Below are 11,980 nucleotides of genomic sequence, written 5' to 3' on the forward strand. Positions count from 1 at the left end.
GCCATGGACCCGGCAACGCCCTTCATCCGCCGGCCGGTCGCGACCACGCTCTTGACCTTCGGGCTTGCGGCGGCGGGCATGGTGGCGTTCTTCAAGCTACCGGTCTCGCCGCTGCCGCAGGTCGACTTCCCGACCATCGCGGTGCAGGCGACGCTACCGGGCGCGAGCCCCGAGGATGTCGCGACCACGGTCGCAAGCCCGCTCGAGCGCCATCTCGGCCAGATCGCCGACGTCACCGAGATGACCTCGCAAAGCACAGTGGGCTCGACGCGCATCACCCTGCAGTTCGGGCTGAACCGCGACATCAACGGCGCGGCGCGCGACGTGCAGGCCGCGATCAACGCCGCCCGCGCCGACCTTCCGACCAGCCTGCGCAGCAATCCGACCTACCGCAAGGTCAACCCCGCCGACGCGCCGATCCTGATCCTGACGCTGACCTCCGACACGCTCACGCGCGGCGACCTCTATGACGCCGCCTCCACCGTGCTGGCGCAAAAGCTTTCGCAGGTCGAAGGGATCGGCGAGGTCGTGGTCGGTGGCAGCTCGCTGCCTGCGGTGCGCGTCGACCTCGTTCCGCAGGCGCTCTACAAATACGGCATCGGGCTCGAGGACGTGCGCGCCGCGCTCGCCAGCGCCAATGCGCACAGCCCCAAGGGTGGGATCGACGTCGGCGAGCGGCGCTACCAGATCTACGCCAACGACCAGGCCAACAAGGCCGACGACTACAAGTCAATGGTCATCGCCTATCGCAATGGCGCGGCCGTGCATCTTTCCGATGTCGGGGAGGTCACCGATTCCGTAGAGAATTTGCGCAATGCCGGCCTCGCCAACGGCAAGCCCGCCGTCCTGATCATCCTGTACCGGCAGCCGAATGCCAACATCATCAGCACGGTCGATCTGGTCAAGGCGCTGATGCCCCAGCTCAGGGCCTCGGTCTCGCCCGCGATCGACATCGGTCTGGCGGTCGACCGCTCGACCACCATCCGCACCTCGCTGCATGACGTCGAGCGGACCCTGGTCCTTGCCGTGCTGCTGGTGATCCTCGTGGTGTTCTCGTTCCTGCGCAACGCCCGTGCGACGCTGATCCCAGTGGTCGCGGTCTCGGTGTCGCTGGTCGCAACTTTCGGCGTCATGTATCTCGTCGGCTACAGCCTCGACAATCTGTCGCTGATGGCGCTGACGGTGGCGACCGGCTTTGTCGTCGACGACGCCATCGTCGTGCTCGAAAACGTTACCCGCTATATCGAGCACGGGATGTCGCCGTTTGAGGCGGCGCTGAAGGGCGCGGGCGAGGTCGGCTTCACCGTGCTTTCGATGAGCATCTCGCTGATCGCGGTGTTCATCCCGATCCTGCTGATGGGCGGCATCGTCGGCCGGCTGTTCCGCGAATTCGCGATGACGATCTCGATCTCCATCCTGATCTCGCTTGCGGTCTCGCTCGCGACCACGCCGATGATGTGCTCGGTGCTGCTGCGCCGGGAAAGCAACCGGGCACACGGCTGGCTCTATCGCGCCAGCGAGCGCTTTTTCGAAGCGATGCTCAGCTTCTATCGGCGGACGCTCTCGGCCGCACTCGCGCACCCGAGATCCGTGATGCTGATCCTTGCCGCGGTGCTGGGGCTCAACTTCTATCTCTACGGCGTGATCCCCAAGGGCTTCTTCCCCCAGCAAGACACCGGACGGCTGGTCGGCTCGATCCAGGCGGACCAGAGCATTTCGTTCCAGTTGATGCAGCAGAAGCTGACGCAGTTCGTCACCATCATCAAGCACGATCCCGCGGTGGAGGCCGTCGTCGGATTCACCGGCAGCAACCAGACCAATTCCGGTTTCGTTTTCGTCTCGCTGCGCCCGCTCGACCAGCGCAAAGTCGGCGCCGACCAGGTGATCGCGCGGCTACGGCGCGAGCTCGCCACTGTGCCCGGGGCGACCCTGTTCCTGCAGTCGGTGCAGGACATCCGCGTCGGGGGACGGGTATCCAGCGCGCAGTACCAGTACACGCTGCAAAGCCCGACGCTGGAAGAGCTCAACGAATGGACGCCGAAGATCACGGCGGCGCTGCAGCGCGAGTCCAATCTCGCCGACGTCAACAGCGACCAGCAGGACAAGGGGCTCGAATCCAACCTGGTCATCGATCGCGACGCCGCGGCGCGGCTCGGAATCACCGTCAGCCAGATCGACAACACGCTCTATGACGCGTTCGGCCAGCGCCAGGTCTCGACCATCTATGTCGCGCGCAACCAGTATCACGTGATCATGGAGGTGGCGCCGTCCTACTGGCAGAATCCGGAGACGCTCAAGGACGTCTATATCAGCACCTCGGGCGGCTCGGTCGGCGGCTCGCAGGCGACCAACGCGGTGGCGGGAACGGTGGTGGCGCCTGGAATATCAAGCGCGGCCAACTCGGCCAACGCACAGGCCGCACGCAATCTTGCAACCAATTCGATCGGGTCGACCGGCAAAGGTGTGGCCTCGACCGGCGCGGCGGTCAGCACCAGCAGCGAAACGATGATCCCGCTTTCAGCGGTCGCGCATTTCGGTCGGGGCGCAACGCCGCTCTCCGTCAACCATCAGGGACTTCTCGTCGCCAACACGATCTCCTTCAACCTGCCTCCCAACGTGTCACTCGGCAGCGCCGTCAGCACCATCGAGGCCACCATGAACCGGATCGGCGTGCCCGCGACGATCCGCGGCACCTTCCAGGGCACGGCAAAGGTCTTCCAGGATTCGCTCAGCAATCAGCCGCTGCTCATCCTGGCCGCTTTGGTGACGATCTATATCGTGCTCGGCGTGCTCTATGAGAGCTACATCCATCCCCTGACCATCCTCTCGACGCTGCCGTCGGCCGGCGTGGGCGCGCTGCTGGCCCTGATCGCGTTCCGCACCGAGTTCAGCATCATGGCGCTGATCGGCGTGATCCTGCTGATCGGCATCGTCAAGAAGAACGCGATCATGATGATCGACTTTGCGCTTGACGCCGAACGCAAGCGCGGCCTCGATCCGCTCGAGGCCATTCGCGAAGCCTGCCTGCTCCGGTTCCGCCCGATCATGATGACGACCATGGCCGCACTGCTCGGCGCGGTGCCGCTTGCCATCGGAATGGGCGAGGGCGGCGAATTACGCCAGCCGCTCGGCATTGCCATCGTGGGCGGCCTCATCCTCAGCCAGATGCTGACACTTTATTCGACACCTGTGATCTATTTGTATCTGGACAGGTTCCGGCTCTGGGGCCAACGTCGAAGGGGCAATGCGCCTCCCAACCTGCCAAAGTCCTCACTGCAGCCAGGCGAGTGAGATGTCGAAATCCCCGGTGGTACGCGTCCGACACCGAAGTCTGGCCCGGGCGATTTTGCCGTGGGGGGACGGTCGCATCCGCGCGATGTCCGCTTTGATCGCACTCGCGCTCGGCCCCGGCTTGTCCGGCTGCATCCTGGGATCGGAACGGCCCGAGCTCAATCTCGAAGTGCCGGAGAAATATCGCGCGGCAAGTTCGGCGAGTCCCGATGCCGCGGTCCCGGTCCTGGACTGGTGGCGCGGCTTCGGCTCCGGCGAACTGACGTCGCTGATGGACGCGGCGCAGATCAGCAATCTCGACGTTGCAGTTGCGGTCGCCCAGGTCGTGCAGGCCGACGCCCAGGTGGGCGTGGCGGGTTCGCCGCTATTGCCGTCGCTAACCGGAGCAGCCAGCGCCGAGCGCGCGCATTTCGGCTCCACAAGCAGCGCCAGCAGCAGCAACCTTGGCGGGGGCGTCACCGGGACCGGAGGCGGACGCGGCGGCGGAAGTTCGAACTTCTCGCAATTCAGCACCAGCCTGACTGCGAGCTACATGCTCGACTTCTGGGGCAAGAACCAGGCAGCCCTCCTTGCAGCGGAAGAAAGCGCGACGGCATCGAGATATAATCGCGAGGTGGTCACGCTGACCGCGATCGTCACGGTGGCCAACACGTACTTCCAGATTCTAGCGGCGCAGGACGAGTTGCGGGTGACGCGCCAGAACCTCGCAGCGGCCGAGCGAATCCTTGCGCTGATCAAGACGCAGTTCGCCGGCGGAACGGCCTCGCAGCTCGACGTTTCGCAACAGGAGGCGCTGGCAGGAACGCAGCGGGCGGCGATTCCGCCTCTCGAAGTCACCATCGGTCAGAACATTGCCGCGCTCGCGGTGCTTGTTGGACGAGCACCGGCGAACTTCACGGTGCGGGGCGGATCCACCAGCCGCATCAAGGTGCCTCGGGTGACCCCCGGCCTGCCATCGGAACTGCTTTACCAACGGCCGGACATCCGCCAGGCAGAGGCGCTGCTTGCGGCATCGAACTTCAGCGTCGAGCAGGCTCGCGCGGCATTCTTTCCGCAGATCCAGCTCACCGGCACCGGCGGATTCCAGAGCAGCGCGCTGGCCTCGCTGTTCACGCCAGGGGCGGCGTTCTCCACCCTTACGGCCAGCCTCGCGCAACCGATTTTCGACGGCTTCTTGCTCGAGAGCCAGTTGAAGCAGGCGAAGGGCGTGCAGCTTCAGAACCTGCAGGCCTATCGCAAGGCGGTTCTGTCGGCATTCTCCGATGTCGAGAAGGCGCTCATTGCGTTGCAAAAGTTCACGCTGCAGGAGCGGCTGCAAGCGCAGGTCGTTGCGAGCTCACAAACGGCGTTCGATGTGGCGGAGAAGCAATTGCGGGGCGGGACGATCAATCTGATTACGGTCCTGCAGGCCGAACAGACGCTCTTCACCGCGGAAATTACGCTGGTTCAGGTGCGGCTCTCGAAATTGTTGGCGGCAAGCAGTCTGTTTCAGGCGCTCGGCGGCGGCTGGACGCCGGCCGGGACGTTGGTCTCGCTACAATGATGTCCGCCTTCGCCGCATTGGTTTGCGTTTGCCGTGCCGCAAATGGGTGTATCGGATGAAGAAAACCGGCTTGCTTGTGATGGCGCTCGCTCTGGCAGCACTCGAAGCAGCGTCAGCGGCTGCACAGCAAAGCGCGCCCTCGCTTCGGTTTGGGATGAAGCTCGATGAGGTCGCTGGCACGCTCGGCGTGCCCTTGACCTATGTGCGAGGGCGCCGCGGCAGCGAACTCTATCTGGCGCTGCCCAATGTCAAGGGAAGCGCATTCGCGAGCCGAAGCGACGGGCTCTATCTGCAGTTTCGCAACGGAAAGCTTGCGGGTTGGAAGGGCGACTGGGGCACGATCCGGCCATAAGGAAAGCCAATGGGTAGATTGAAGATCGTAATTTGCGCGGCGATCCTGGCAGCGATCCCTATCTCGCCGGGATCGGCGACCGAGTTTGGGTATCGCGTCATACGATACGGCCAGACGAGCGGCTGGTTCTATGACAACCGCAATGATAATCGCGACTTCCCGACCAATGGCGTGTTTCCGGGCAATTTTGCCGCGCAGCCTAATGTTGCGTGGATCGGCGCCGCAGGCTTTCTCGAGAGCACGCCTCAGCGCTCGGCTTCTCCTTATCCATCGCAAGTCGTGTTCGGCACCGTTAGCCGCAGCAGACGATCGAAGAAGTGATCTCGACGTCACTTCAGCTATCGATCAAGCGATCGATGTAACGCCGTCTCGCGCCACTTCAACGACGCGCGAGGTTCGCGCGTCGTTACCTTGGGCTTTCAAGCAAAGCCCGATCAACTACGGCTTTCACTTAGTTGTAACCGCTGGTGCCGGGCGACGAGCCACCGAATTGAGAATCGCCGGTACCGCTCAACGTGGTCGGACCATCCGGATCTCCGTTCGGATTGCCGTAGTTCGGATGCAAGACAACCGGCGGAGCGGCCTCTCTATATATAGGATAGCTCCTGACCATCGGTTCATGACGCGCCGTATTGGCAAAGGCGTATGTGCTTGAGAGCATGGACGCAGCGACCAATGCTACCATTGCGACTTTCATGGCTTTGTCCTTTCGAGTGGTGACATAAAGAACGTTACACAGAGAAAGGTGGGGCTCTTTCTCGTCGCTCCCACTAAATTCGCGTTTAGGAACGCGGCACAACCGGCACAAGAAATCTCTGGCTACTGAAAGCGTTTCGCTCGCGTTTCGCTGCTTCGTGATGATAGTCGCGCCACGTATCCTGTTGGCGATCTCTCACGTTCCCGCCGTCAACCCGAGTTGAGGAATCGTAAAGCAGAATTTAGTGGGATGCGCGCGCAGGCCGCTTAGATCTTGAATCGAAAGCTCCGAGCATTCGGACAACCCCAATACGAGAAACTCGTATTTGACGGCGCGCACCGCCTAGCGGTGCGCCATGCGGACCTGCGCGCCCCGATCGAGCTTTCGTATCGATCGATGGAGAATTTCGATGACCTCACTCAAGATCCTCGCGGCCGCCGTGCTGCTATCGGCAACAGCCGCAACGCCAGTATTCGCTCAGGCGGCCATCCAGGAGCCCGGACTGTACGCGTTCTATCATCCCAATGCAGACATTCTGAACGGCGGCGCGCCGACGCCCGCGGCCAGACTGGAGTCAGAGCCGCCTTCTGCTCTGCAATACTATAACGAAGAGGCCAGCGGCATCGACACCTGCGCGCAGCGCCACCGCTCGTACAATCCCGCGACCGGCACATTCCTTGGCCGCGACGGTCATCGCTATCGGTGCGAGTGATGACCCTCTTCTGCTTCTGCGGTCTGAAACCAGGAGCCGCTGTGCGATTGTAATGCCCATCAATTGGCGGTAGACAAGTATGCTCCTTGCCCGAAGAGGCTGTCCCCGTGTGATGTAGAGGTCCGGCCTGCGCCGTTCCTTCGCCCAAGCGGATACCCGAAAATTCGAGACTGGCTTGGGTTGGGGCGTTGGAGGAAACCTTAGGAGAGGGACATGGCGCGCAACATTCTGATCCTGGGAGCCTCGTACGGCTCATTGCTCGCGACGAAGCTGCTGATGGCCGGTCACAACGTGACGCTGGTTTGTCGGAAGAAGACGGCAGAGCTCATCAATCGCGACGGTACCGAGGTTCGCATCAAGCTGCGTGACGAGCCGACGCACCGGTCGATCTTCTCGCGCGATCTACCCGGGACCTTGGACGCGGCACCGCCCGCAGACGTCGACCTCTCCCGTTACGATCTGGTTGGCCTTGCCATGCAGGAGCCGCAATACACCAACCATACGATCCGGGTTCTGATGATCAAAATCGCCGAGGCGAAGCTGCCTTGCCTTTCGATCATGAACATGCCGCCGTTGCCCTATCTCAAACGGATTCCGGCGCTGGCGGACATGGATCTCGAAGAGGCCTACACCAATGCCCAGGTGTGGGAACGCTTCAAGCCGGGACTCGTGTCGCTCTGCTCGCCTGATCCGCAGGCCTTCCGCCCACCGGACGAGGCGGCGAATGTCCTTCACGTCGGACTGCCGACAAACTTCAAGGCAGCGGCATTTGCGGATGAGACGCATAACCGGCTGCTTCGCGAGCTGGAGGCGGACATCGACGCGGTGAAGCTGGATGGCCAGGACGTTCCGGTGAAGCTCAAAGTGTTCAACTCGCTGTTCGTCCCGCTGGCCAAATGGTCGATGCTGTTGACCGGCAATTACCGCTGCATCACGCCGCAGGAGCCGCAATCGATCCGCGACGCGGTGCACGCCGATCTGAAGCGCTCGCAGTCGATCTACGAGCATGTCGATGCAATAGCCCGGCGTCTGGGAGCCGACCCGAAGGATCAGGTGCCGTTCGAGAAATACGCCAAAGCGGCGGAAAGCCTTCTCAAGCCCTCATCGGCGGCGCGCGCGGTGGCGAGCGGAGCGCCCTTCATCGAGCGGGTCGACCTGCTCGTGAAGCTGATTTCGCATCAGCTTGGCGCGCCCAATGCCGAGATCGATCGTACGGTCCAGATCGTAGATCAGAAGCTGAATGAGAAGATCGTGGAGGGCGGATCCAGCGCGCTGTGACGTGCTGCTCCGTGCGATCCAGAAATCTTTCCGTTTCGCGGTCAACTATCTTCACGGCCACTACAGCATCGAGAACGACCGCGAGGCCTTCGCGCGCGGCGGCATCACTGTGTGTTCACGCTGGGACTGCTTGAAACCGCGCGGCCATTCCGCGCCCTCAAGACAATCCCCTCGTGGTCAAAGGAAGAGCATCATGACGATGAACAGACGAGCTTTTTCGACCGCTCTGCTTGCCGGCGCAGCGGCCTCGCTGATCTCCACTCGCGGCATGGCCGCAAACGCAACCCCGCCGAAGGCGCGCAACGTCGTGCTCGTGCATGGACTGTTCGCCGACGGCTCGTGCTGGTCGGAGGTGATCGCGCGATTGCAGAAGGCCGGCCTCAACGTCACCTCCGTGCAGAATCCGCTGACCACGCTGCCCGAAGCGGTCGCGTCAGCCGAGCGCGTGCTGGCTCGGCAGGACGGCCCGACGGTTCTGGTCGGCCATTCCTTTTCCGGCATGATCGTCACCGAGGCCGGCGTGCATCCGAACGTGTCGGCGCTGGTCTATGTGGCGGCGCGCGCGCCGGATGCCGGCGAGGACTACACCGCGCTCGCGAAGGCCTATCCGACCCCGCCCGCGACGGCCGGCATCCTGTTCGACGGCGATGAAGGACGACTCTCCGAGGAGGCTTTCCTGCGCGATTTCGCGGGCGACCTGCCGGAGGCGAAGGCCAAGGTGCTCTATGCGGTCCAGCAGCCGTTCCACAAGGCATTGCTCAGCGGCAAGACCACGAACGCTGCGTGGCGATCAAAGCCGAGCTACTACGCCGTCTCGACCGAGGACCGCACGATCAATCCGGACCTCGAACGATTCATGGCCAAGCGCATGGGAGCCAAGACCATAGAGGTCAAGGCGAGTCACCTGTCGCTTATCTCTCAACCTGATGAAATTACGCAACTGATCCTGGAGGCTGCCGGCCAACGCCCATGAGGTGAGCACGTCTGGGATGGCCGCGCTCTCGACATGATCGAGACCGGGAAGAGACGAGCGGCGGTGCTGACGCGCTCGTCAGCTGCAGGGCATGCACAACAGGAAAGGAGTAGAGAACGATGAAACGTTTCGGATCCGCCGCCTGGAATGGCAGCCTGCGCGAAGGCAAGGGTTCGGTCTCGACCGAGAGCCACGCGCTGGACAACCATCCCTACACCTTCTTCAGCCGCTACGGCGAGAAGCCGGGTACCAATCCAGAGGAGTTGTTGGGTGCAGCGCATGCCGCGTGCTTCACCATGTCATTCGTCAGGCAGCTCGGTCAGGCGAATTTCGTGCCGGAGCACGTGGACAGCAAATCAGAGATCAGCATCGAGAAGGACGGGGACGGTTTTTCAATCACCTCGGCGCATCTCACCACCACGGCGAAGATACCGGGCATCGACCACGACACGTTCCAGTCCATCGCCGCAAGCGCAAAAGCCGGCTGCCCCGTCTCCAAACTGATGAAGGTTGAGATTGATTTTAGTGCCACACTCGTTTCGTGAGGCTGCATGATCGCATAACGATTCACCTCGCACCGACAGCGATCATGCAGGGAATCGAGTGCTTGCGGTTTTGTATCGAATAACGGCGAAGCGTCCCATGCGCCCGGGCGGCAAGACGCAGCGCTTCACGACCAAGGGCGTGCGGTTGATGAAGTAGCGGGCAGGAGCCGGATGAGATCCGGTTCAGCCTGCCGCTTTCGTGCCCCAAAACAAAAAAGTCAAAAACAACCCCATGCACAGTAGCCGCTTCGCGGCGAAGCGACCAAGTCCTGCACTAGGCGGCGAGACACTCTGCTCGCAGCGGTGGCTCTTGCGCAACAGCTAAACTAATTCGCTTCCCCTTTTTCGTCGCTGCACCGCCCAGTCCGACTTCTTCGCATTCGGACATCTGCTGGATGATCTGAACAGCCAACTCTGTTTGCCCTCGTTGCGAGAGCATTCCAAGACGGTTGAACGCCGCGATCATGGCTCCGTGCAGTGATTGATCCTGCAACGAGGGCGACTTCCAGAGGAGGAACGGGTCAACGTAGAGGGGAAGATCCTCTTCAAGAAAGGGAATGGCGAAGTCCACGTTGGCTTGGGCAACGTCGATGCCGTGGAATTCAGTTAAGCGCGGGCGAACAAGGGCCATTTTCAGACTGAAGTAGCGTGAACCCAGAGTATTCGGCAACTCGCGGTTGGCCCAAATCCCCTGATGAATTCTGTGCAGCCGCGTCTCGGAGAGGTCTAAGGCCGCCTGTTAGTGACGCCAGACCTTCACCGCTGACACCAGCAGCAGCTGGCGGCTCTATGCCAGCGTCGCACGAAGCGTTGGAAAGAAAATGGATATTGGGGTCTCAACCGCTTCAGGAGCTTCGAGCGCTCGCCTTATGTGAGAGGATATGTCCGTTTGATATGTGCTAATGCGCGGCGCGAACGAATAGATATCCGACGTGTCGATGATGACGGTCCTCATCTGGTTGACGTCGAATGGTATCGTGTCCGCCTTCCGAACAATCTGTACAATAGGCAGTCGCATCATATGGCGAATTGCCAGCTCATAGAAGACGTTTGGATTGTGATAGGACATATCGACAATTACAAGTCGGGCTTTGACCAGAAATTCCATAATCTGCTTCGTGATCATCCCCGGCTTATCTATCTGATCGGCACGCACCAGTGACAACCCAAATGACGCTACGGCTGGTTCGATGAGTGTGCCCATGAACAGGTCGGAGTGCTGGCGGTGCTCACTGTCAGCAGCGCCGATAGGACTGATGTAAAAGCACGTAGCTTCGAATTTGGCGTGGTCCGCGGTGATGACAGCGCCAGCCGATGGCGGCGTTATTGGTGGTAGACCGGCTGACAAAGACGTTCCCAGCGTCGTCTGTCCTGGGGGCTGCTGAACAGCATCCACCGCAGCGTCTTTCGAGACGAGACGCTCAGCACCCGACAGCATCGCTAACAGGCCGACATATCGCGCATTAAGAATGAATGTTTCAACCGCCTCCGGGGCGGCGTCTTTACTTTCACCCAGTTCCATAGCCGTATCGATTAGAGCGGTCTTCGCTGGTAAGGCCCGGCCAACAATCGCTCATGGAGCTTCGCGAAAATCTCGATATCCTCTATCGATAGCTTGATTTTTGCACGAAGCTGGTCTCGTGCTGGTATCTGCGGGTCAACAGTACGTACACCGTCTTGCGTCAATTCGAGCGTTTCGCTGGCATAATTGCCTTTGATGAGCCCGTACTTGTTCGCGTTGGTCACCAACATGCGGCTAGCGCCGCTGTCTGGCGACTTACCGATATGGTCGAACAGCGACAGCCTGCGCACGGCTTCACCGCTTCCGAACTCGAACATGCTCTTCACAAAATCGATACTGTCCTCGAACGGAGCGGCCGGGAAGCTGCGTACGGTGCGCTTGCGCCGTGCGACCTCCTTCTCAACCTTGTCGTTTGCGGCTGTGATAGTGTCCGAAGTCGCCCCTGCCTTGCGTGCCATTCCGTGCCCCTTTCTTGCGGGTTCCCAGATAGCACTCGTGCAAATAGAGAAGCAACGGGACTACCACAGCCACGCCGGTGGATGAGCCAAGGCGGTGCAAGCGCCAGAGCGCTGCCATCCAACGGAGCACTTTCCGTTAGGGTCTGCACGGCCTTGCCGTTGTTCAGCTCGCGCGCAACTGCGGGCCTGCAAACCCTTGGGCTGCTCTGGCACCGTCTTGCGGGCACAGTACGTCCCGGCCTGTCCTTGATAACGCCCATCAATACGCGCACGATTAGCACCACCGCTTGTGACCACCACGCGGCAGCTAAGCGTTGTATCTGCGTTAGTTCTTGATTTCCAATAGGAGCTTGTGCGAATGGCGCGCCCGGAACGATTCGAACGTCCGACCCTCAGATTCGTAGTCTGATGCTCTATCCAGCTGAGCTACGGGCGCGTTTTCGCGTGAGGGGCGTGAAAGCCCAAGGTGCATCCGAGGAGGCTCGGACGCATCAGCGAAAGAGCGCTCTAGCTACAAGGTCCCGATCCCGTTGGCAAGGTCTGGGGTGGGGGTTCTCTGGGTTGATTTGGGCCGGAAGCGCGCCCCGGGCAGTGAAAGCCGGAGTTTCC

At 61.4% G+C, this 11,980-nt stretch carries 11 protein-coding genes and 1 tRNA gene; 8 read left to right on the forward strand and 4 right to left on the reverse strand.

Going from position 1 to position 11,980, the window contains the following annotated elements; all coding sequences use genetic code 11:
* The first annotated feature begins 3 nt into the window (after positions 1-3).
* From OZ411_RS25035 to OZ411_RS25070, 8 genes are all read left to right on the forward strand, one after another.
* Positions 4-3,291, forward strand: a complete 3,288-nt coding sequence (locus OZ411_RS25035) for an efflux RND transporter permease subunit (RefSeq protein ID WP_282530093.1) — start codon at positions 4-6, stop codon at positions 3,289-3,291.
* 85 nt (positions 3,292-3,376) lie between these two features.
* Positions 3,377-4,834: an efflux transporter outer membrane subunit gene (locus OZ411_RS25040; RefSeq protein WP_282530094.1), complete on the forward strand. Its 1,458-nt coding sequence runs from the start codon at positions 3,377-3,379 to the stop codon at positions 4,832-4,834.
* A gap of 55 nt (positions 4,835-4,889) precedes the next feature.
* Entirely contained in the window at positions 4,890-5,186 is a 297-nt protein-coding gene (locus OZ411_RS25045) for a hypothetical protein (RefSeq protein WP_282530095.1), read from the forward strand.
* Positions 5,187-5,195: 9 nt separating this feature from the next.
* Positions 5,196-5,507 carry a BA14K family protein gene (locus OZ411_RS25050; RefSeq protein ID WP_282530096.1) on the forward strand — a complete coding sequence of 104 codons (312 nt, stop codon included), beginning with the start codon at positions 5,196-5,198 and terminating at the stop codon, positions 5,505-5,507.
* Positions 5,508-6,292: 785 nt separating this feature from the next.
* Positions 6,293-6,595, forward strand: a complete 303-nt coding sequence (locus OZ411_RS25055) for a BA14K family protein (RefSeq protein ID WP_282530097.1) — start codon at positions 6,293-6,295, stop codon at positions 6,593-6,595.
* Positions 6,596-6,808: 213 nt separating this feature from the next.
* A complete protein-coding gene (locus OZ411_RS25060; protein WP_282530098.1) occupies positions 6,809-7,873 on the forward strand; it encodes a 2-dehydropantoate 2-reductase N-terminal domain-containing protein in 1,065 nt (354 codons plus the stop codon).
* Positions 7,874-8,066: 193 nt separating this feature from the next.
* Complete coding sequence (locus OZ411_RS25065; protein ID WP_282530099.1) at positions 8,067-8,846, forward strand: alpha/beta hydrolase; 780 nt, start codon at positions 8,067-8,069, stop codon at positions 8,844-8,846.
* A gap of 119 nt (positions 8,847-8,965) precedes the next feature.
* Positions 8,966-9,391 (forward strand): OsmC family protein, encoded by a 426-nt coding sequence (locus tag OZ411_RS25070; protein WP_282530100.1) that lies wholly within the window; start codon positions 8,966-8,968, stop codon positions 9,389-9,391.
* A gap of 274 nt (positions 9,392-9,665) precedes the next feature.
* Here the strand turns inward: OZ411_RS25070 and OZ411_RS25075 are convergent, their stop codons facing one another.
* The 4 genes from OZ411_RS25075 to OZ411_RS25090 form a co-directional block, all read right to left on the reverse strand.
* A complete protein-coding gene (locus OZ411_RS25075; protein ID WP_282530101.1) occupies positions 9,666-10,022 on the reverse strand; it encodes a hypothetical protein in 357 nt (118 codons plus the stop codon).
* Positions 10,023-10,178: 156 nt separating this feature from the next.
* On the reverse strand, positions 10,179-10,913 hold the full coding sequence (locus tag OZ411_RS25080; RefSeq protein ID WP_282530102.1) for a hypothetical protein: 735 nt from the start codon (positions 10,911-10,913) through the stop codon (positions 10,179-10,181).
* An 11-nt stretch (positions 10,914-10,924) separates the two neighbouring features.
* Positions 10,925-11,371, reverse strand: coding sequence for a hypothetical protein (locus OZ411_RS25085; RefSeq protein ID WP_282530103.1), 447 nt, complete (start codon positions 11,369-11,371; stop codon positions 10,925-10,927).
* Positions 11,372-11,730: 359 nt separating this feature from the next.
* Positions 11,731-11,807 (reverse strand) — tRNA-Arg (locus OZ411_RS25090).
* Positions 11,808-11,980 lie beyond the last annotated feature (173 nt).

Origin of the sequence: Bradyrhizobium sp. Arg237L (genome assembly GCF_029990105.1) — a bacterium.
GTDB lineage: Bacteria > Pseudomonadota > Alphaproteobacteria > Rhizobiales > Xanthobacteraceae > Bradyrhizobium.